25 protein-coding genes are annotated in these 19,510 nt (G+C 44.4%); 3 read left to right on the top strand and 22 right to left on the bottom strand.

The window, feature by feature from the left end; translation table 11 throughout:
• Window positions 1–308 precede the first annotated feature (308 nt).
• On the bottom strand, window positions 309–1,292 hold the full coding sequence (locus tag DXA36_RS18800) for an alpha/beta hydrolase (protein ID WP_118681022.1): 984 nt from the start codon (window positions 1,290–1,292) through the stop codon (window positions 309–311).
• Window positions 1,293–1,536: 244 nt separating this feature from the next.
• On the opposite strand from DXA36_RS18800, the gene DXA36_RS18795 reads away from it, so the two are divergent.
• On the top strand, window positions 1,537–2,085 hold the full coding sequence (locus DXA36_RS18795; RefSeq protein WP_118681021.1) for a DUF6512 family protein: 549 nt from the start codon (window positions 1,537–1,539) through the stop codon (window positions 2,083–2,085).
• 116 nt (window positions 2,086–2,201) lie between these two features.
• Here DXA36_RS18795 and DXA36_RS18790 read toward each other — a convergent pair whose 3' ends face one another.
• Both DXA36_RS18790 and DXA36_RS18785 read right to left on the bottom strand, forming a co-directional pair.
• Entirely contained in the window at window positions 2,202–2,561 is a 360-nt protein-coding gene (locus tag DXA36_RS18790; RefSeq protein ID WP_243114683.1) for a hypothetical protein, read from the bottom strand.
• Between the two features lie 407 nt (window positions 2,562–2,968).
• Entirely contained in the window at window positions 2,969–3,148 is a 180-nt protein-coding gene (locus tag DXA36_RS18785; RefSeq protein WP_147366623.1) for a hypothetical protein, read from the bottom strand.
• Window positions 3,149–3,356: 208 nt separating this feature from the next.
• On the opposite strand from DXA36_RS18785, the gene DXA36_RS18780 reads away from it, so the two are divergent.
• A complete protein-coding gene (locus tag DXA36_RS18780) occupies window positions 3,357–4,400 on the top strand; it encodes an STAS-like domain-containing protein (protein WP_182479154.1) in 1,044 nt (347 codons plus the stop codon).
• 53 nt (window positions 4,401–4,453) lie between these two features.
• On the opposite strand, the gene DXA36_RS18775 is transcribed toward DXA36_RS18780, so the two are convergent.
• From DXA36_RS18775 to DXA36_RS18760, 4 genes are read right to left on the bottom strand one after another with little or no spacing between them, the layout of a single operon-like run.
• Window positions 4,454–5,281: a GH25 family lysozyme gene (locus DXA36_RS18775; protein ID WP_118681018.1), complete on the bottom strand. Its 828-nt coding sequence runs from the start codon at window positions 5,279–5,281 to the stop codon at window positions 4,454–4,456.
• Between the two features lie 35 nt (window positions 5,282–5,316).
• Entirely contained in the window at window positions 5,317–5,751 is a 435-nt protein-coding gene (locus DXA36_RS18770; RefSeq protein ID WP_330425061.1) for a phage holin family protein, read from the bottom strand.
• 30 nt (window positions 5,752–5,781) lie between these two features.
• Complete coding sequence (locus DXA36_RS18765) at window positions 5,782–6,204, bottom strand: carbohydrate-binding protein (protein WP_118681017.1); 423 nt, start codon at window positions 6,202–6,204, stop codon at window positions 5,782–5,784.
• 2 nt (window positions 6,205–6,206) lie between these two features.
• Window positions 6,207–6,644, bottom strand: a complete 438-nt coding sequence (locus DXA36_RS18760; RefSeq protein WP_118681016.1) for a hypothetical protein — start codon at window positions 6,642–6,644, stop codon at window positions 6,207–6,209.
• A 171-nt stretch (window positions 6,645–6,815) separates the two neighbouring features.
• On the opposite strand from DXA36_RS18760, the gene DXA36_RS18755 reads away from it, so the two are divergent.
• Window positions 6,816–7,166, top strand: coding sequence for a hypothetical protein (locus tag DXA36_RS18755; RefSeq protein ID WP_118681015.1), 351 nt, complete (start codon window positions 6,816–6,818; stop codon window positions 7,164–7,166).
• An 11-nt stretch (window positions 7,167–7,177) separates the two neighbouring features.
• Here the strand turns inward: DXA36_RS18755 and DXA36_RS18750 are convergent, their stop codons facing one another.
• From DXA36_RS18750 to DXA36_RS18685, 15 genes are all read right to left on the bottom strand, one after another.
• Window positions 7,178–7,777, bottom strand: a complete 600-nt coding sequence (locus DXA36_RS18750) for a hypothetical protein (RefSeq protein WP_118681014.1) — start codon at window positions 7,775–7,777, stop codon at window positions 7,178–7,180.
• Window positions 7,777–8,373: a hypothetical protein gene (locus DXA36_RS18745; RefSeq protein ID WP_118681013.1), complete on the bottom strand. Its 597-nt coding sequence runs from the start codon at window positions 8,371–8,373 to the stop codon at window positions 7,777–7,779. Before DXA36_RS18745 ends, DXA36_RS18750 begins: the two co-directional genes overlap by 1 nt.
• A 17-nt stretch (window positions 8,374–8,390) precedes the next feature.
• On the bottom strand, window positions 8,391–9,305 hold the full coding sequence (locus DXA36_RS18740; protein ID WP_118681012.1) for an Ig-like domain-containing protein: 915 nt from the start codon (window positions 9,303–9,305) through the stop codon (window positions 8,391–8,393).
• Window positions 9,306–9,473: a hypothetical protein gene (locus DXA36_RS33040; RefSeq protein WP_182479153.1), complete on the bottom strand. Its 168-nt coding sequence runs from the start codon at window positions 9,471–9,473 to the stop codon at window positions 9,306–9,308.
• On the bottom strand, window positions 9,470–11,185 hold the full coding sequence (locus tag DXA36_RS18735) for a hypothetical protein (protein ID WP_118681011.1): 1,716 nt from the start codon (window positions 11,183–11,185) through the stop codon (window positions 9,470–9,472). The genes DXA36_RS33040 and DXA36_RS18735 overlap by 4 nt, the downstream gene beginning before the upstream one ends.
• Window positions 11,182–11,586: a hypothetical protein gene (locus DXA36_RS18730; protein WP_118681010.1), complete on the bottom strand. Its 405-nt coding sequence runs from the start codon at window positions 11,584–11,586 to the stop codon at window positions 11,182–11,184. The genes DXA36_RS18735 and DXA36_RS18730 overlap by 4 nt, the downstream gene beginning before the upstream one ends.
• Before the next feature lie 4 nt (window positions 11,587–11,590).
• Window positions 11,591–15,172, bottom strand: coding sequence for a hypothetical protein (locus tag DXA36_RS18725; protein WP_118681009.1), 3,582 nt, complete (start codon window positions 15,170–15,172; stop codon window positions 11,591–11,593).
• Window positions 15,173–15,239: 67 nt separating this feature from the next.
• Entirely contained in the window at window positions 15,240–15,818 is a 579-nt protein-coding gene (locus tag DXA36_RS18720) for a Gp15 family bacteriophage protein (RefSeq protein WP_118681008.1), read from the bottom strand.
• Window positions 15,799–16,335: a DUF6673 family protein gene (locus DXA36_RS18715; RefSeq protein WP_118681007.1), complete on the bottom strand. Its 537-nt coding sequence runs from the start codon at window positions 16,333–16,335 to the stop codon at window positions 15,799–15,801. The genes DXA36_RS18720 and DXA36_RS18715 overlap by 20 nt, the downstream gene beginning before the upstream one ends.
• An 82-nt stretch (window positions 16,336–16,417) precedes the next feature.
• The gene (locus DXA36_RS18710; protein WP_118681006.1) at window positions 16,418–16,891 is read right to left on the bottom strand and encodes a phage tail tube protein; all 474 of its coding nucleotides are present in this window, start codon (window positions 16,889–16,891) and stop codon (window positions 16,418–16,420) included.
• Between the two features lie 2 nt (window positions 16,892–16,893).
• Window positions 16,894–17,304, bottom strand: coding sequence for a hypothetical protein (locus DXA36_RS18705; protein ID WP_118681005.1), 411 nt, complete (start codon window positions 17,302–17,304; stop codon window positions 16,894–16,896).
• Window positions 17,301–17,651 carry a minor capsid protein gene (locus DXA36_RS18700; protein ID WP_118681004.1) on the bottom strand — a complete coding sequence of 117 codons (351 nt, stop codon included), beginning with the start codon at window positions 17,649–17,651 and terminating at the stop codon, window positions 17,301–17,303. The genes DXA36_RS18705 and DXA36_RS18700 overlap by 4 nt, the downstream gene beginning before the upstream one ends.
• A gap of 5 nt (window positions 17,652–17,656) precedes the next feature.
• Entirely contained in the window at window positions 17,657–17,971 is a 315-nt protein-coding gene (locus DXA36_RS18695) for a hypothetical protein (RefSeq protein WP_147366622.1), read from the bottom strand.
• A gap of 125 nt (window positions 17,972–18,096) precedes the next feature.
• Window positions 18,097–18,480 (bottom strand): hypothetical protein, encoded by a 384-nt coding sequence (locus tag DXA36_RS18690; RefSeq protein ID WP_118681002.1) that lies wholly within the window; start codon window positions 18,478–18,480, stop codon window positions 18,097–18,099.
• Between the two features lie 18 nt (window positions 18,481–18,498).
• Window positions 18,499–19,506: a major capsid protein gene (locus DXA36_RS18685; RefSeq protein ID WP_118681001.1), complete on the bottom strand. Its 1,008-nt coding sequence runs from the start codon at window positions 19,504–19,506 to the stop codon at window positions 18,499–18,501.
• Between the last annotated feature and the right edge of the window lie 4 nt (window positions 19,507–19,510).

Below are 19,510 nucleotides of genomic sequence, written 5' to 3'. Positions count from 1 at the left end.
CCCGTGTTTTTTTAGGGCAGAGCGGCTGCGGAAGGATTCAAAGTTACTGAGCACGGAGGGAACAGTAACGATTACAAAAAAGAAGGGCATGCTGTTGTCATCCCCTTCCTCCCAGGTGCTGCCTGTCTTATCTTTTTATATTTTCATAATAGACACCGCCGACCACACCTGCCACTATAATAATCACCGATAAAATTGACCAGATATCCCACATTGTCTGCTGCCTCCTGTCCGCATTATGTATCTTTCACAGATACCATAGCATGACTGGCAGACAAATACGATATTCCGGGGAGTTCCTTAACGCATTATGAACGTGTTATTAGCGGGATCTTAGCGAATGCCCTCTTCATAACGAGACAGCGCCTTGTTACGGACAGCTGTACCAGCTTGTTTTTGTCAAATAAAACATCATATCCATTAAAGGTGCCGCGTATTTCATTCAGCTCCACAGGGACTCCCGCACGCGCCAGACGGTCCGCATAGGCATTTCCCTCATCCCGCAGGCAGTCAATTTCCTGGGTTTCCACATAAGCGGGCGGAAGCTTCTCCAAAGAAGCGGCGCATAAGGGTGCGGCATACTGCGGTTTGCCGAAATCCCCCTTCTGCAGATATAAATCCCACATTTGACGGTTCAGATTGGCATTCCATCCGGGCGAATCCACAAACTGACGCATGGACCAGGAGGTCATGCTCCTGTCCGTTACCGGGTTAATCAGCATCTGAAAACAGATGGGCGGGCCTTTTCTGTCTCTGGCAAGCAGCGTCACAGCCGCCGCAAGGGCACCTCCTGCGCTGTCACCGATCACCGCTATCCTGTCCTTATCAATTCCCAGCTTTGCGGCATTTCGGGATATCCAGGCAAAAGCCCCGTAGCAATCCTTCACAGGCCCCGGATAAGGCTCTCCCAGCCGGTAATGTACCATAATTACCTTACATCTTATATTTTCCGAATACACCTGGGCCAGCCGGTGTGTGGAAGGCCTGTCCCTTAATACAAAAGCGCCTCCATGATAATAAATCATACAGGGGGCATTTTTACTGATATTGGCCGGTTCATATATGGTCAGCCCGATTTTTCCGCCGTCTGCAGTACGGATGCTTTTCTTACTCCGCTTCATCCCTTTGGCAGGGCGCTGCAGGAAAACACCGGCCTGAAACCACCGGTTTATCAGCCATACCTTTTTCGGCGTTATAATATAGTCCCTGAAATCGATACGACTCCAGAGACCTCCCACATCCTTTAACTCTTTATCCAATGCATATTTCGAAAACATGTATCCCTTGTGCATACCGGTTACCTCTTCAAGAAAAACACGCTATACTGCTTTACAGTACTAATATATCATAACTTCGGTTATAAAATCTACCCCTTTTCCAAAATTCGCTCTTACTGACAACTATAACAGATGTAACCGTTCAGATACACCCCTGCTGCCTGTAATATCACGGGCAAAAGGTTATTTCCAAATAAAAACGGGAATACTTTTCTATATATGTAAATGGATAATATAAACCGTAAGGCAGGGAGAAAATATGTTCAGGAAAAAATACAGTTACACAATTTGGGGCATCTTGTTTACAGCCGTACTTGGCACTCTTCTTCATTTCTTATATGAATGGTCGGGGGAACTCCCCTTGACAGCTCTGTTTTCTCCGGTCAACGAATCTGTCTGGGAGCATCTGAAGCTGCTTTATTTTCCCTTTGTCCTGTATACACTCTGGGAATTATTCCACGCCTCCCGCGATCCCGCGGTTTTTCTTCCTTCCAGGACCATAGGCCTGGCGGCAGGGCTGATCCTTATTCCCTTGTTTTTTTATTCCTATACCGCCGTTCTTGGCACCAATTATCTGGCGCTGGACATCACCGTGTTTTTGCTGAGTATCCTGCTGGCATTTTTTCTCAGCAGCCTGGCAGAAAGAAAAGCCGCTTATCCCAATAAGGATAAGGTCGTGTCCCGCCTTCTCCCCTATCTGAGCCTGGCTGTACTTATTCTGTTATCCGTACTCTTTATTTATTTCACCTTCCGTGCTCCCCGGCTGCCTCTGTTCCGTGATCCGGTAAAAGGAAGTTACGGGCTTTAAGAAATAACAGGTCTTTTCTATATTATAGAAACGACAGTAAAAAACAGCGATGCCTTCATTAATGAAGATGCCGCTGTTTCTCTGTAATGAGACACGGGGATTCCAACCATTATTAGTTATTCGGTAATATACCGGTAATCAATATTTTGAATGGAAATTGTAGAACTTGGATTGCCCAGTTTTTCCCTTACTTCCTTGGTAATATTTACATACGAATTCCAAAAAGCCTCCTGGCTTCTTACTTCAACAGGATTTCTTACCGTTGTTATTATGTGTGCAGTATCTCCTAATGTACATCCTCTTATTTTTCCGCATACAAGCCTGTCAATGCTTATTAACGCCGTTATGAATATTCCCGATTTTCGGAATTCTTTATTTGCACTTTCTTCCCAAAGATAGGCAATAAATTCTTTTGTGTAAAATTTAGAATCAACACCAAAAAAGACAATTGTATACCGTTCTGTTTCTGTTATCACACTATTATATAACCTGATATCTATTTATAATTATTTTATGTTTATTACATTATCCCGTTACTCTTTTGTCAATTTACGTGTTTATGGGCAGTCATCAAATACATCCGTCATGGCTGCGGAATATGGGCCGTTAAGGGCACAAAAAAAGCCCTGTAAAACCAAGGCTTTCGAAGTGAAGCACGGGGGATTCGAACCCATTATAATAGGAAGAGACACATACTGTATTTAAGCCATTCCGCGCATTTACTGCGATTTACGCTGTATTATTATACTGTTTAATGTGGTATTATTAACTTTATTGTATAATATTATAGGCTGATGCAACACGATATGCAACACGCGGCAATCAACTTTCCAACTTATTTGTTGCGTATTTAAGGGCATCATTTCTCACCTTTTTCAATTGTTCAACAGGTATACAATCTTCTGTTATAAGGGTATCCGAATTGTCGGAAACAATAAATATAGCCTCTGCGCTGAATCCCTTCCTTAATATATGAAACACAATCATCTATCTGCAGGCCGCCGATGCTGCTGGGTTTATCAATTCCAAATTTATGGCGATGTTCATAAGGGTTTTCTTTCATGGGATTATTCTCCATTATTTCCTTTATAGTCTATGTAGAAAATTGCTTTTTGCTCGTTATTTAGGCAAAAAATGAATGGGAATATATACTGTCATTAATCTTATATTGTCTTTTTAATTTGCTTTTTATCCATTTTAACTTTACATAAAATTTCTTACATGCTATAGTTAAAATAAGAGTAATTAAAGTTAATAAAATGAGGTGTAAAATGAGTTTTACATATGAAAAAAGAGAACAGATTAAAAGATATATTTTAGAGAAAATATCAGAATCTAATATTGACGTAGTAAAAAAAACCTCAATGACTTTTAATATTTCATTAAATACTGTATATCGATATCTACGTCAACTAGAAAACGACCTAATTATCGAAAAAAAAGGAAATACATATGATTTTGTAACTATTTCAAGTACTATTCATCTACAAAGGTCAAAGAACCAATTATTAGAAGAGGATATTATCTATGACGAGTATTTAAAAGAATACATAGGTACAGGTGATTATCTACCTGAAAATGTTGTGAAAATTTGGGAATACTCTTTTATGGAAATGATGAATAATGCAATTGACCATTCAATGGCGGAACATGTTTATTTATCCATATATCAAAACTATATTAATACTACAGTAATGATTCAAGATAATGGAATAGGTATTTTTAGAAAAATTAAGGAGTATTATAAATATAATTCTTTAGATGATGCGGTAAATGAACTTTTCAAAGGGAAATTGACTACAGATTCTAAAAATCATTCTGGGGAAGGTATTTTTTTCACTTCAAGAGCATTAGACCGTTTTGCTGCTATATCAGATGGTAAAATATTTACTCATGATAAATATGTTGATGTTCTAAATGATTTAGAAAATATTAAATCTCTTCGTAATTGGAAAAACTACAAAGGAACTATTATATATATGGAACTTTCTAATTTTAGCAATAAAACTCTAAAGGAGGTGTTTGGAATGTTCTCTAATGAGGATGGTGGATTTACTAGAACTCGCATTCCTATTAAAAATATTTATGAGACATATCCTGTATCTAGGTCACAAGCGAAAAGACTATGTAATCGATTTGATAAATTTAAAGAAGTTGAATTAGACTTTAGTGGAATAGATGATATTGGTCAAGGATTTGCTCATGAAATATTTGTTGTGTTCCAAAATAGTCACAAAGATGTAAAGATAATACCCATAAATACATCTTCAGATGTAGAAAAAATGATAAACCATGTGAAATCATCCGAACTATAGACTTTTAATATTTAAAGGAGGGGAATACACCCCTCCTTCATTTTATATCCATATTATGCCCGGATAAGCTGCCCCGTCTGTAGCAAATTTAGCATATGCGTATTTTGTACCGCGGTCCCGGTATACCCTGCAATACCATTTACAGCTGCAATCTGTACCCGATGCTGGTACGATCCGTCCTCCCCGATGCTCTCTAGCGCCTTTGAGATGCTTATCCCATGCCAGATGTCCTGTAAGTAATATTCAGGCTCCTGGGCCGTCCAGAAGGGTATATAGCAGACATTGAGGTCAACAACACCGCCGATACCGTCCACCCGCCCCTTACTGGTATACTGCCAGCCAAATAGCGGCTGTGTTACTGCAGGCTTGTACTGGTCTGCAGGTGGATTATCTGCCAGGTTAAAATATCCGCTGTTGGGATACCGGGCAATCCACATCGGACAATCAAAAGCCGTGGTATCAAATACCCCCTCTTCATAAAATGACTTGCCGGTGTAAATGCCAAACTGATAACCGGCGCCGATAATTGTGTTTGCTGCAGACTGGATTATGCCCGTAAGCACTCCCCTACTTAAAGTACGCAGGGACGGATCCTCCACATCCCACCATATATGGCCTGTTTTAACTCCATGCGCAATCAATAGCGCTATAACCTGCTTTGCCTCTTCCACGGCTTGTGTCGGCAGCAAAGCATAAGTATATTTGTAAAATTCATGAGGAAGTCCTTGGGCCAGGCAGCCGGCCAGATTAGCCGCAAACTGTTGATCGACCTTACCCGACCGGCGAACAGTCCGCAATATGGCAAACTGGCATCCGGCAGCCTTAACCTGCGCCCAATTTATAACTCCCTGGTTGTCTGATACGTCTATTCCTTTCCACATAGTTTTCCCTTTCTTTTTATAGGAAGAAAGGGGGATTACTCCCCCTCCGTCTGCTCCGCCTTATGTGTCAGAATCTCTATTGCTTTTTTAATCACAGAGGGAAGAGGGATTCCCATCAGGCCGGCATTTTCTACTATGGATATCAGTTCATTGGCTATGAATCCAATAATGACAGCATTACGGATATAATTTACTCCGATTGCCAGATCTAACCGATGTGCGACCAGAACAAACAGCAGCGTCATGCCTTTCCGGCAAAGCCCCTTCCATCCAGCGCGGCTCTCTAAAGCCCCGTTCGCACTTTTCGGACTTTCTTTAAACACTCCCGCCACAATAAGCCCTGCTATGTAATCAATAGACATAAAAATAACCAGTGTAATCAAAGCGCTGTCCCATCCTCCAAGTAAATACGCCATTCCGCTGCCAACAACTCCTATAACTGTACAGATTATTTCCTTGATTCCCTTCATAGTTTTCCTCTCTTTCCCCGCATATACGGATTAAACTTCTTTCCACAGGCTTTCGGATCCAGTTGCCCCCGGCTCCCATACATTGCTGTCAACCAGGGATTCCCACGTCTTGCCGCCATGCGTCACCCTGTCACCCACGCTGTACCCGTTAGTGCTGCCCGGCTGCTCCCACGCAGGTGTTACGGACGCATCAGGAATCAATACTTTAGCAAACAAGGATAGGGTCACATCCGGCGCCCATCCGGACTGTTTATTGTGCCCCTGCAGGACTTTATACAGCGTATCTTTATGCCGTACGCGGCTGCCAGCCGCCAGTGCTTCCCCCTCCGGAAGGCCTGTCCAATCCGGATACAGGGCAGCAACTTCCAACGCCTGCACATCCGTGTTCCCGGCACAGTTTATCTCTGCCTGCTTCCGCATGGCTTCCAATTTCTGCAATGCTTCTTTTTTCATTATTATTCTCCTCCTAAGATAGTTTTTTCCAATGCGCCCATATCTGTTTTGAGAACAGAGATTTCGTTTTCATGTGTTGCCAGCTGCGCGGTAATAGCGTCAATGCCCTCCTGTGTCTTCTGCATAGTAACCATCACGGTGTCCACCCGCGTTTCCTGGAAGCCGCTTGCCGTGGCTGGATCCACAATTGCATAGTTAATATCCCTGAGTACATCAGGCATATACTGGATACCTGTCATTTTTGCATAACCGGCATATCCGCGCAGCAGGTCAGTGCCAACATAATACCTCATCACAGAGGTGGCTGCAGAGTTATCGCGGAACTTAGCAATAACCGCATTTACATCGGCGGTATCTACTTCAATTTGCAGTGTATCCCCAGCCTGGGTAACGCCGGACACCTCCATTTCTGTGTCGTTTGCAAATCTTATTTTGTTCATAGATTTTTCCTTTCTCTACGGTTTTCCGTAGGTAAAATTAATTATTATTTATTCTTGTTAAATAGCGATTTAGGGGGCTTTACACCCGTCATTGATGATACCGGGAGGATCACTGGATACAAAACAAGGGCAGGTGCAGATACAGTGTTCCCTTTTAGCGGAGAACCCAGCATGTTGGTAACAACGTTTGGAGCTGGAGACAGATCCATTCTCAGTTCCTTTTACGATCCGAATGGAATATATTCACGTATCGCGTTCGATAAAAATGCTCAAATATCTATGGGGAATTTAAAAATCCTTTGTGTTTGTTGTCTTGGGGAAAATGGAAATATCCTATCTTATGATTACTTATATGGTAACCCCGGCGGTACAATTCCGGCAAAGCCCACCAAAGATATTTTAAATTCCTTACCTAATAATGGTATACATACAATTAGCAGAGTTAACGGAACTACTAGCATCGGACTTTTTATAAATGCTGGTTATGACCAAGGAGCAGTAAAAATTATTTTTTTGCAATAAAGCGGTCTTTATCAAGGAAAATAATACAAAGTGATTTTGTCGATCCCCCGATAAGATGCCGCATTGTCTTGAATAAAGGTGATGGATAGAACACCTGTATTTGAATTATAAGCATATGAAAAAGTACCTGTAATAGTATAGTCAACACCTGCCGCTGATCCTAAATGCATTGCCACGGGGAACATGTTATCAAATAATATTAATTTCCCATACTCGGGAATACTTTTTAGGTCAAAGTTATTTGTATACCCGTTTCGGCTTCCAGCTGACACCACTATTGAAGTGGGTTTCGATTTAAAAGGGAGCCATGTATCAGCACCTTTTTTTCGGTAAACGCCTTTCCCGTCCTGAAAAGAAAATTCAATCTGGCCGGATGCTAAATCGCTATTTATCCCTTCTATATCTTGCTGCACTGCCGAAAAAGCGTCTGCCGCCCGCTGCTCCAAATCATTCATGCTGGCAGCATTGAAGGGGGAGCCTTCTTCCGACACAACTCCTTCTGCCCTCTCCATGTCTACGATCTGTGCCGCCAGTGTAGACACATTCGTAATCTTCCGTCGACCAGCGTATTCCACAAGTCTGTCCTTCCATGTTTTTTTTACAAATGCCATTACAATAGCCCTCCTTCTCCGGCATATATTTCACCGGCGTATGCAACATTTTTCTTGTTTCCAACATATATGTCAAAACAATCCTTCTGGATTTGTTCGATATCGTTTATTTTTTGGTACTGGTTTAAGGGAGAGGACGGGACAGCCGGCGTAGTGCTACGGTGCGCGTAGTCTCTGAGTTTTTGCACCTGAAGCCGAATTCTCTTAAAATCGCTTGTTCGCGGCAGATTCCCAACCGTCCAGTCATGCTTTGCGTCTATGACAAGGGCGGCCAGGTTACCGATCATAAAGCTATTCTTTTCGATACGGTTTAAATCTTTAGCGTTCAGTATGCCTTTTTCTGTCCGGTTTTCCACATCCTCCGGCGTCCGGTCTGTTACGAACCAGGGAAGTTCATAATACATTTGGGCCGTGTACTCCGACCGGTTCCCGGCAGCATCATACATTTCCACCCAGACGTTATATGTGCAGTCCTCAACAGCATCCGCGTACCCACACCAAATACCATTAATCTCCTGCCAGACTGTGTCTATCCCGTTTATGGTACCTGCGACATACACAATGTCGGACGGCACCGCAACCTTTATGTATGCCACATTTACCACCTGCCTTTTTACGTGATGTCAAGGGTTATCTGGATGCTGGCGCTTGCATCTGCTGGGTTAGGACTTATAGTAGCGCTATTGAGCTGCGGCACAGAGGTATCCACCTTAAACGTCCGGGTTATCGTGGTTGTCTTCCCGGCAGAGTCCCGCGCCGTTACCACGATGGTATTGTCTCCCTCTGCCGCCGTGAATGCCTTGGAAAACGCCCCGTTGTCAGACACTGTAATGCTTCCCATACTCACACCATTAAGCGTTGCTGTTATGGACACAGGGCTGCTTGTCAAATCATTTGTGGTGCCGGACAGCGTAAGGCTCTTAGTATTGGTGATCAGGTTATTGGCAGGAGCAGATATACTAAGTGTCGGTGGTACCGTATCAATTTTAAACTTGGTAGATATCGCCGTTGCGGAATTGCCATCGTTATCCTTTATGGTAATGGTAATGGTATGCTCCCCATCGGTAAGGGCTGTCTGCGGGGTATATACAAACTGGTAACCATTAGCAATCGCTGTTTTTACCATACCGGCACTGGACTGGTTATACGTATTGCTGTCAATTTTGAGTGCCAATGTAGACAGTGCCAAGCCACTGCCCCCTGTCTCATCAGTTACCTTAAAGGTAATCTGCTGCTTATTATTAATTACCAGTGCTCCATTTGTAGGAGCCACCAGGGTAATCACGGGCTTCACAGTCTCCTTGACGGTAAGCCGCAGAGAAGATCCAATTGTTGCGGATGAGGGATTATATGTTGCCACTGTTCCCGCATCATTTGTGACTTCCACAATTACAGGATAATACCCTCCTTCCAGGTTATAGCTTGTGGTTGCAGGGGCTGACGGGCTACATACCCATTTTCCTGCACTATTTTGGGTACAGTTCGTCCACACGCTGTTTATCTGTATTCTGACTTTCGTTATTGCCATTTACATTATCCCTATCCTCTCCCCGGCCTTAAGCTCATTGCCGGCATAATATGTCACCTTTTCAAATACAATCGGTTTATCCTCTATTTCCAGGACAATCTGCAGCTGCTGTTTCTGGTTAGCCGGGTTGGGGCTTATTGTACAACCTTTTATATATCCTTTATTCATACGCCCACGTCCTCCCCTGTATAAAGTTCCGTGCCGGTATAATAATACTCCGACACATACCTGTAATACCCCCGGAGCTGTGCTGTTGAAATGTATCCACCGGTAAGATCCGTTTTTATGCTTTCCATCCCCGCCGCATAGCCTCCACGCCCCATAAGGGTATTTTCCACAGAAGACCACTGCCCTGGCCGCTCATTTCCAGCCAAGTATTTAATGTTAAGGATAAGGGACAGCTGATAGTAATCAAGGATCGCCTGAGATATTATTTTCGCTTGTCCGTAGTTGAACAACGTACCAGTGAAGCTTTTGGCCTTCGGGTTTTCACCCGCCTTAAGCAGCGGAACGGAAGAGGACACTGTAATGTCCTGCTTGCCATACTGCCGGCCATAAATGACAACAGCAGATTCAGTCGGCAGCCGGAAAACAATATAATTGGTTTTGGCTTCCACAATCTCCCCCGCGCTTATCCGCAGGTCCGACACAGGGCTGTTAAACTTCACTTCATTCACGCCCGCGGGGTAGGTAGTTTCCTTCACCAGTTCCTTCTCTTCCGCGCCCTCCGTGTATTCAGCAAATTTAATACTTACCTCACTTACATAAGTATCCTGCTTTGTTGCCGTGGAAAATTTTCGGCTCCTGGGAATATCAGACTGAATTAACCTCGTGGGTTTGTATATCCACACATTATCCCGCCGCGCTGTCTCTGCAACGGCTCCGCAGGCAAAAAGCACTTCCCGGAGGGCCTTACGCCGAGTTTGGATTTTAAGCCAGCCGTACAGCGGCGTTGCCACCACATCCTCCGCTACCTCATAAGGGATGTCAGTTCCGGCGAAGATATCAGCCAGGACATTCCCGGCCAGTTCCCCGTTGTACACCCTGCCGTCTTTAAAATCGGTATCGTCCAACAGGCCTATGTAATCCGTGGCCTCCATCTTTGCAAGGCTCCTGTCACTGCTGGGCGTGGTCAGGAAGTACCGCCCCAGGTACATCCGCTCCCCGTCCACAATTTCATACGGTTCAATGTGCTGCTTCTTTTGTAAGGCCTTGTGCAGCCCTTCTGAATTTGCCAGGTTAAACTCATTTTCTCGGTCGACAAACTGGAAGGTAAGCTTGTTTATCTTGAGGGCGTTGGAAATAGGATCCGTTTCCTCCATCAGGGAAGCCGTTTTGATATCGTCCTCATCCCAAGTGACAACTACACCATAATCTATACCCCATAGCTTCACATACCGGTATGGCTGCGCTTTCTGAAACTCTACTTCAAGCCGCCCGTAATTCTCCACCAGGTTCCGGGCGTAATAATCCCTGCTATCCGGCTGGAAGCTTTTCAGCGCTATCATGTTGCCGCCCAGGTCATACCAGCGGACTTGAAATTGTACCGGGATATCCCCAGCAAAGTGGAACGTAAGACCTGTACTGGTGTGGTTTTCAGAAAATAGTATTATCAGTAACGGGTTATTCTGAAAATTCCCCTCGCTATCTGATAATTCGGATGACCAGAAGGGGATTCCTTCTGGTGCATCCGGCAATTCCGGCATGGAGCCGTCCAGGACAAAATAATCCTGTTCCAGTGTCCCGTAATCAGGGAAGGCTGTATTATCCTTAAGCAAAGTTTCCACTGCAAAATCCTGGTTATCCATTGTGGATGGAATACTATCCTGTAATGCAGTTGTGTCCTTAAGGTCATAAAAAACTTCAAAACTGGTTCTCATTCCCCTGGCCTCCGTGCTGGTTTATCAGCAACCATATTACATGTAAAACCCTTAAAAATCGTATCATCAGATAGTATTTTTTCATATTCATCCGAAACAGAACCCAGATATCCTGTGAAAGTATAATATCCACCTTTTACCGGAATTGAAAAGGTATGCTGTTCATTTGGTTCCGACATCTTCTCAACAAATTCTTCGTAATCCGTTCCATCAAATGAAGAGCTTTTACCTACAGTAATTGTAAAATTGCAATACACCCCTATAAGTTCGCCGTGAAATACACCGTCCTCCGTGCGTCCCGCGCCATCTTTATAAAGGAAATCAAACTTTCTTTTTATAGAAACCAATGGAAGGTTAAAAGTAATGCCATCTACTATTATTCCTCGTGTAAAATCCGTCATTCTGTCATACCCCCAATACTTCTACGTCGTATCCCTGTCGGTTCATTTCTGACATGAAGTCTTGCAGAGTTAACCGCGCAAATTCCTGTCCATTTACATTCATTATTAATGTTGTCTGACCACCGTTCCCTTCATAGTTCCTGCGGTTCATAACATTTTCCACAGCCTGCTCTATGGTAGACAGTGGAGCCTCAATGTTGGTCTGTCCCATCCTCTGATCACCCAATACCGCCAGGAACGGGTTCCCGCCCCGTAGGACAGCCCCTGAAGCCAGACGCGGTATATCTGCCATAGCAGCGCTGATACTGGCAGGACTGGCCGTCATAACGCTCCTTGTTGTTGTCGATTTAGAGGTCTTACCGGCTGTGGTACCTACCTGATCGTATCCGCTGTTGAAGAAATCTTTCACGGCCTGAATAGCGTCTTTCACCCACTGGATGAAATCTTTGAGCTTATCGATAACCGGGCTTAAGGCATTTATGATACTGTTTTTTATGTTTGCAAATGCCGTACTGACATCGTTCTTAAGTTCCGTAAATTTGTCAGTAAGTTCTTTAACTTTGTCCTTAATATTTTTTACTTTTAAATCAATACATTCCTTAACGGCATTCCATACTTCTTCGAATTTTTCCTTTATGGCATCCAATTTTTCTGTAACAGATTCTTTGATGCTCTCCCAGGTTTCCGCCAGGCTGTCTTTCAATCCGTTCCAGATTTCCAGGGCACCTTCTTTAATAAGCGTCCATTTTTCAGCGAAAAGCAGAATTAAATTATCGAATGTGGTAGCGAACCACTCCTGCAGAGATACCCACATTTCCTGGATTCCCAGGAGCAGGCCTTCTATTAGGAAACCGCCTATTTCTGCAAATACTGTGGATGGAGAATGAATTCCCAAATAAGCTTTAACGGCCAATAATAGTTCTCGTAAAATACCAATAACGCCCGAAATAAGAACATTGTTTGAAGATGCTTGCATTCCAGCTAAAAGCCCATCAAGCATATTCGCACCGATAATTTTAGTATCTGCTTCCCAATCTTCGCCGAATATAGACTCAAAAACGGATTTCAGTGCTAACTTTAAGACTTCACCTACTTTTTCACAAATACTATTCCAATCAAGCCCTTCCAAAAATGAACCAATTTTTTCACCAACATCAGTCCAGTCCATTTCATCAAGGAATCCGATAATCATGTCTAATAGGCCTGATAGCATGTCATGAATTGCTTGTCCGGCCATGTTCCAATCTATCTCTTCAATGGCATTAGTAAACCATTTTGCAATTTGTATCCCAAGCGTATGCCATTCAATATTGCTTATCAGCGTATAGATATACTGGATGAAGCTTTGTATAAGCATACCTACTACTTTACCGTTCTTTTCCCAAACATTCCCCAGCTCATTCCCACTATTATCAAATTCCATGCCATGAATGATCCGGTTGAGCATATTAGCAAGATGCCCGGCAAGTTCTTCAAAATCTATTGCCATTACAAAAGCTATAAGCGCATCCGATATCTTGCCGATTCCCTTAATAATAGCTTCTGCCGCTTTTTCATAAGGCAGATTATTTAATATGGTGTACAGCGTTTCTCCCAATACCTGTCCTATTTTTTCCAAGTCAATATAGGATATAAATCCATACAGTAAATCCACAAGCCCGTTAATTCCCACAATAATGGTCTGCGCCAAAAGTTCCCAGTCTATATTTCCGACGGCAGTGTTTAGGCCATCTGCAATGTTGTTTCCTATCTGTTCAAAATCAAATTCTGACAGAAAATTCACCAGGAATATAAGCGCTGTGTTAATCCCTTGCGCCAAAGCATATCCCAGCTCAATCCACAGATTCGGATCGCTTAGAATACCATTCAAAAGGCTTCCAAACTGCTTACCAAGCCTTTTTGTCGCCGCCTGAATTTTATCCCACGGAATACTTGCCAACATTTCTGTGAGTTTAGCCGCAATTATTTTTCCCAACTCTGACCAGTCATCCAAGGCAAGGAATTTCTTTATTTTATCAGCCAGCCCCTTTGTCGCATCGGATACAGGCACTTCTTCCCAGAGATTTCCTGCACCCGCGCCTCCACCGCCTCCACTGGAATCCTGCTTTTGCAGCACATCCAAATCGTCAAATTTAGCCAGGGCGCCAGCGGCCTTTTTTGCAGATCCCCCCACTTTATCCAGGGACGCGGCATAGTCCTGGTTCTGCTGTATTGCCTTACTCCACGTGCTGGCACCGGTCAAGGCTGCTATCAGCTGCGCCACGGCATTAACTGCCATAGACACGTAGTTAATAAGCTGTACAAGGTACGGTATGGCAATGCTTAATATCGGAGCAAAGGCCCCGGCAATGGCATTTTTAAGGGTATTTAAGGAATTCACAAGGGACGATATATTTCTGTTAAAACTCGCAGAGTACTGAGTAAATTTCTTTGTGCTATCCTGGACTCCGGATACCATGCTCTGAAAAGCTTTACTGATAACATTGAACACAAATACGCTTTTTACAAGCCCCAGCAGCCTGTCGCCGAAATTACCGGCAGAACTTCCGCTGCTGCGGAACCCAGATGTAAGCTTGCTGAATAGTTTCCCTGCCTGTGTCGCGATGAATTTAAAGGTACTCGCCATCTTTTTAAGAAGGCTTCCTATAATCTGACCAACAGTAACAGCAATTACCTTGACGACAGAGGCTATCTTCTTTACCACCGCAAACACTGCCCCGACAACAGCAAGTACCTTCGTTGCTTTCCCCGCAAGAGCCGCAAACTGAGCCACAGTACCGCCCATATCAGCCGAACTGGAAACCTGTCTGTTTATACTCTTAAGTTCTGCCTGCCGCGCATCATATTCTCGGTATCCCGCCGTCACCCCGGCTTTTTCCAGTTCTGCGATTTCTGTTTGCAGTTGCTTCCGACGTTCCAGAAGAGAAACTATCCTCTGGTCGGCAACCGTTGCCTGAGCTTTGATGTCTGCAAGGCGCTGTTCTTCCGCTTCCTGCGCCTGGAGCTTCGCCTCTTTCTGTGCATCTTTCAAGAGAGCTTCATTTTCCTTTTGCAGGTTCTTTTCCGCCTGGGCTTCTATCCTGCGCTGGATAGCTTCCTGTTTTTCAAGTTCCCTGGCGGCTTTCTCTGCCTCTTCCGCCTGCCCTTTTTCGGTATGCTTATTAAGTTCTGCCTGATACTTTTTTACCTCTTCTGTGGCCTGTTTCCATGCCAGATAAATCCTGTCGTAGTCGGTATCTCCGAAGTATTTACCTTCTTTTTCAAGTTGCTTAAGGGTGTTTGCGTATTCCTCAATGTCAACCCGCATCAGATTGATATGCTCAGAAAAATCGGAAGCTGTTTCTTGCTGTTTACCCTTTACTGTTTCAAGCTCCGCCGTCCACCTGGCAAGGTCCTTAGCGGCGTATTGATACAGCTGGGAGTTTTTAGGGATTCCCAACGTTTCCAGGTCTTTTAATTTAGATTTGGCCGTATCCACACCCTTTTCGATTTCCTGCAGGGAGTGCTGTATTTTCTCCGCACCAGCAATAAAATTTTTATTCTCAATATCTGTGTGAACCCTTATCTCAGCGTCATAGCTCGCCATATCCTCACCACCTAACCAAAAGAGCCAACTGCATAATTGCAATCGGCTCTAGGCTCTGTGTTGGCTACTATTTATTCAATCCGGCAAACCGCAGGAATTCTTCCCGTGCCGGGCTTATTTTATCTTCTTCCGGGTCTTCCCGGTTTATCTTATAAATTTCCTTGGCGGCTTTAAGCGCCGCTTTCTGTTCTGCGGACATTGTGGAATCAATCTTTATAGTACGGATATTCATTACCTTCGTAAATCTGCATTCCTCAAGATTAGTAAGTAATCCCATAAACTCCCAGAAATGCAGTTTCACAATACTTAAATCAATATGGTATTGCATACGGAAGGCGGCATATATTCGCCATTGGTCTACATCATAATCCATGACAATAACATCGTCTTGTTTATCCCCGGATTTACCGTCTCTATTCCAGGCAGAAAGAAACCATGTTATCCCCTGGACGCATTTCTCAATGCTGTCTGGCATATCGTCAAACAAAAGTTCTGCAGCATAAGCAAGGCGTTCTATTTGACTGTACTCTGTGTCTTCCAGCATCTGGACAAGTTGGATACCCACTCTAAAATCCGAACAGATACGATATCCATTCCATTCTTCCGGCAGGTCATCCAGAATGACATTATAATTCTGTTCCTCCATCTGTCAGCTCCCTTGCTGCATTCCTGGCTTTATAATCCACAATTAGTTCGTCCTTGGAACGCTGCCTCTGTTTTCCCTTACGGTCCCGGCTGTATTTGGTTTTCAGTTTTTCTCCGCGCTCTGCCGCCATACGCTGCATAATGGAAGTCATCTGCTCAAAAAAGTCCATAATCGGCAGCTCGTCAGGAATGATATTTCCAAATACCTTCCTGCAGCACCCTTCGCCAAAGACTTCATCAATCTTCTTGCAGCATTCCGTAAATAATTCCGTACGCTTGTGTATCACTTCAACGACAGCCTTTGTGTTATCATCGTCATTGGCGTGGCGTACTTCAAAATCAGCGCCAAACTGGTTCAGTTCTGCCTGTTTAATTTCAAACCAGTCCAGAAGCCCTGTGAACCTCTCAAAAAGGGTTACGTCTGTCAGTGACAGTTCTATGTATTCCCCTGCATCGTTTACTTTTATTTTTTTGACACCACTGTCAGCCTTAATATCACCAAAAAATTCCTGTCCCATAAATTCACTTACCTATCCTTTCCGAACTGGGGCATGACGGAAAGGTACACACCCCAGTATATTAAGTTTCCTTAATACCACATTAACTTTCTGTGAAGGTCTTTGTTGCCACATCAAAGGTTCCCTTCACGGCAGAACCCTTGCCGCTGATTTTAATGCTGTTTACCACATTGCTGCCGGCATCACCACCGGTACTGTTTACAGATACTGCACATTTCCGCTTGTATGCTGTGTATTTTCCATCCTCTGTTTTATCTTTAAGCCTCAGTCTGAGATAATAGGATTCCGCAGCATTACCGGTCGGCAGCTCATCCACCAATTTGTCGATGCATGTCTGCATATCATCGTCGATGCAATCCTGCTTTTCCACTTCCATGCTGGGAGTGTAGGACTTCACAGTACTGTCACCGTTGGACTGGTTAATCCACTGGTTTGTTTCTTCTTCCGGATTCATCTCTTCCGACATGGAGGAAACGCCATCGCCGATGAGCGCCCATGTGGGAGTATCCGCACCCATAGAAGTATCAAAATAATGGATAAGTTCCTCTCTTTTCATACTCAATTCTCCTTCATATACTTTATTGCTACGGTCATCTGGTACAAACTGTCATTTTCTTCTGACTTGCCCAGGTAAAAAGGCGTTGTGACGCTTATTTCCTGGACTTTCGCATCCTCAACCGCCGGATAGTTCCCGGCAGCATTCTGGACGCCTATCCAGTCTGCCAGTGCTTCCCCGAACCCGGAATTGCCAATCCGTGTGCTGTCGGTCTTGCTGGACAGCCGCGCCATTAACGTAAAATGGTCTGTGATAATCTTCCTCCCGGAAAGAAAACTCTGCACATTCTGCACCGGCTCCTTTATCAGTGCGTAAGACTTCACATCTGCCGTCAGCATATCGGTATTCACTGTTTTCAACCGGCTTGCATCAAAGCCTTTCAGCCACCGGATGACACTTTCTGATACTGTCATTCTTTCACAACCTTTCTGGCCCCGTCCTCTATCTGCTTAAGGCCACCGTTCTGCAGCATCCTGTCTACCCAATACTTACCGCGCATTGGTGCTCCCTGGAAGTTAGCCTGCTGATAATACCAGCGCCGGGCATAAGGGGCATTCCATACAACTTCTGTCCCATTTTCGATGTGGCCACTATCCTGCAGCCTATGTGGGTTCTCATACTTTTCGGCTAAGTCATTCGGGACATACGGCCCTGCAAGATTCAAGACTGATTCCGTAACAAAATTCTGCACCCGGCCCCGTTCTTCTATCCCTAAAGTGTCGATACACTCCCGCAGATTGAAAGAACACTTGAAATCCATTCCCACTACTTTCCCACCACCTTGATATGCTTAAGCCGCGGCCGGTTCCGGTTGTCAGTCACCGCTGTGACCGTAACCACATATTGATATTGCTCCCGAAGCTGGTTTATATCCTCTTCACAGACAATCTCTGCATCGGATTCACCCAACACCAGAATGTCCAGCCCATGTTTGTCATCCAGCGTCCAGCTACCAGCCCTGCCATCAGGGGACAGTGCTGCGTATTTCACTGGTTCTACATAGGTTAGGCGACCATAAGACCGGGAAAAGTCCACTGTAATGCTTTCCACGCGCTCTTCTGTCTGCACTCCCTTTGACACAGTAAGTTCTTTCTTACTGTGCCGCCATTGTACCCCTTTAATAACTGTTCTTCTCCAGGATTCCGCTTCTGTCTCTGGGTCACGGAAGTAATTATAAATGGTCATTGTATCTGTGAAGAGAATACTCATAATGCACCTGCCAGTCCGGTCCCGCTCAAGCCCTGCTGGATGAGGGCTATCACCTCCGCATCCTTCTCAGCTTGAGTAGTTACCTTGTAGGTTTCGGAATATCCGTCATTGCTTACAGAGGCAATTCCGGAACCCATACCGGTCGCATCCTGCACACTTACTATATTTATAAGTTCGCAGACAGTATTCCGTATTTGGGTATAAGTTTGCTCCTGGAAGGGTGTTGCCGTACCATGAACATAGGCCGCCATGAAATTACGCGCACGCATATGGGTATACACATCCAGCTTTGCACAGGCCTTGGCATTAAGCTTGTCAAAATCCTCTTCAGAGACTGTGTCATAAAGGGAGTTGTAATACTCCCAGTCTATGTAAAGCATTTAACTCCCTCCTTTTTATCAGCCGCCAGAGGCTTCCGTTTTGGGCTTAATCTTAATGCCTTTAAGTACACCAGCCATTTTACTGTTTTTGAGCACAGCACCTGCCAGTAACTCAATTTCCCCCTTTTTCACTGCGCCGGGAGCCTGCAGGTCAGGCAAATAAGTATGGATCATCTTACTGCCATCTACGGAAATGCCGTGGAAGGCATTCAAACCCAGCTTTACCGCATAGATAGAAGTTTCGCCATAAGTGGATGCAGAAGGGGTACTTGTTTCAATTACATCCACTGTATTCGTACCATTGTAGTACTGTCCTACATCCATCATGGGAATACCGTTGTATTTTTCTACAGTACGGCCAAACCCGTCCACGTTGCGCTCATAGAATCCGGCTCGTCTGGCTGCCGATCTGGTCTTTGTCAGCATATCATTGTTCATAAGCAGGATATCAGGCTTTTCGGCCAGTTTGGAAATAAAACCGTCCAGTTCATCCAGGAACACGTTGTAATTACTGTCCAGAAGGGCACTGGTGGAAATATCACTTTCAGAAGTATATTCCGTATCAGATCCTGCAAGGATTTTTTTCAGTCCGTCAAATGTACTTGTCACATAACCGGAACCAGAAGCTGCAGAAGAGCCATTGATAACCAGATGATGGAAATAATTAGCCCCCGCCTTTGTTTTTTCTTTTACCTGGAACTCAATTTCATTTACAGCCCCGCTGGTATTGGCAATAACACGGTCAACCTCAAATGCACCACCCAGGATAATAACCTTTGCGGTTGCTTCTTCCCTTTTGGCTTCATTCGGTGTATATTCCGTGTTTATGGTACGGGTTGCCACTGTGGAAGGCGATTTTAATCTCATATATCCATAGGTAAGGGTAGAACCACCGGTACCAGGGGATACGGAATCGTCAAATGTTAACATATCAAGCAGCAGGGAGTCCCGTCTGAACTCGTCAATCACCTGCTGGTCTACTTTGTCGGCCATGCCGACTTTTGCTTCTGCTAATGTTACAGGCATAATT

The organism is Eisenbergiella sp. OF01-20 (assembly GCF_003478085.1).
Classification (GTDB): Bacteria; Bacillota; Clostridia; order Lachnospirales; family Lachnospiraceae; genus Eisenbergiella.
The sequence above is the reverse complement of the archived record's forward strand: the minus strand, read 5'-3'. Positions and strand labels throughout refer to the sequence as shown.

Bases quoted from the DNA above. Each gene is read 5' to 3' on its own strand.
- DXA36_RS18800 (WP_118681022.1), bottom strand. From the start codon at position 1,292: ATGCACAAGGGATACATGTTTTCGAAATATGCATTGGATAAAGAGTTA.
- DXA36_RS18795 (WP_118681021.1), top strand. From the start codon at position 1,537: ATGTTCAGGAAAAAATACAGTTACACAATTTGGGGCATCTTGTTTACA.
- DXA36_RS18785 (WP_147366623.1), bottom strand. From the start codon at position 3,148: ATGAAAGAAAACCCTTATGAACATCGCCATAAATTTGGAATTGATAAA.
- DXA36_RS18780 (WP_182479154.1), top strand. From the start codon at position 3,357: ATGAGTTTTACATATGAAAAAAGAGAACAGATTAAAAGATATATTTTA.
- DXA36_RS18775 (WP_118681018.1), bottom strand. From the start codon at position 5,281: ATGTGGAAAGGAATAGACGTATCAGACAACCAGGGAGTTATAAATTGG.
- DXA36_RS18770 (WP_330425061.1), bottom strand. From the start codon at position 5,751: ATGAAGGGAATCAAGGAAATAATCTGTACAGTTATAGGAGTTGTTGGC.
- DXA36_RS18765 (WP_118681017.1), bottom strand. From the start codon at position 6,204: ATGAAAAAAGAAGCATTGCAGAAATTGGAAGCCATGCGGAAGCAGGCA.
- DXA36_RS18760 (WP_118681016.1), bottom strand. From the start codon at position 6,644: ATGAACAAAATAAGATTTGCAAACGACACAGAAATGGAGGTGTCCGGC.
- DXA36_RS18755 (WP_118681015.1), top strand. From the start codon at position 6,816: ATGTTGGTAACAACGTTTGGAGCTGGAGACAGATCCATTCTCAGTTCC.
- DXA36_RS18750 (WP_118681014.1), bottom strand. From the start codon at position 7,777: ATGGCATTTGTAAAAAAAACATGGAAGGACAGACTTGTGGAATACGCT.
- DXA36_RS18740 (WP_118681012.1), bottom strand. From the start codon at position 9,305: ATGGCAATAACGAAAGTCAGAATACAGATAAACAGCGTGTGGACGAAC.
- DXA36_RS33040 (WP_182479153.1), bottom strand. From the start codon at position 9,473: ATGAATAAAGGATATATAAAAGGTTGTACAATAAGCCCCAACCCGGCT.
- DXA36_RS18735 (WP_118681011.1), bottom strand. From the start codon at position 11,185: ATGAGAACCAGTTTTGAAGTTTTTTATGACCTTAAGGACACAACTGCA.
- DXA36_RS18730 (WP_118681010.1), bottom strand. From the start codon at position 11,586: ATGACGGATTTTACACGAGGAATAATAGTAGATGGCATTACTTTTAAC.
- DXA36_RS18725 (WP_118681009.1), bottom strand. From the start codon at position 15,172: ATGGCGAGCTATGACGCTGAGATAAGGGTTCACACAGATATTGAGAAT.
- DXA36_RS18720 (WP_118681008.1), bottom strand. From the start codon at position 15,818: ATGGAGGAACAGAATTATAATGTCATTCTGGATGACCTGCCGGAAGAA.
- DXA36_RS18715 (WP_118681007.1), bottom strand. From the start codon at position 16,335: ATGGGACAGGAATTTTTTGGTGATATTAAGGCTGACAGTGGTGTCAAA.
- DXA36_RS18710 (WP_118681006.1), bottom strand. From the start codon at position 16,891: ATGAAAAGAGAGGAACTTATCCATTATTTTGATACTTCTATGGGTGCG.
- DXA36_RS18705 (WP_118681005.1), bottom strand. From the start codon at position 17,304: ATGACAGTATCAGAAAGTGTCATCCGGTGGCTGAAAGGCTTTGATGCA.
- DXA36_RS18700 (WP_118681004.1), bottom strand. From the start codon at position 17,651: ATGGATTTCAAGTGTTCTTTCAATCTGCGGGAGTGTATCGACACTTTA.
- DXA36_RS18690 (WP_118681002.1), bottom strand. From the start codon at position 18,480: ATGCTTTACATAGACTGGGAGTATTACAACTCCCTTTATGACACAGTC.
- DXA36_RS18685 (WP_118681001.1), bottom strand. From the start codon at position 19,506: ATGCCTGTAACATTAGCAGAAGCAAAAGTCGGCATGGCCGACAAAGTA.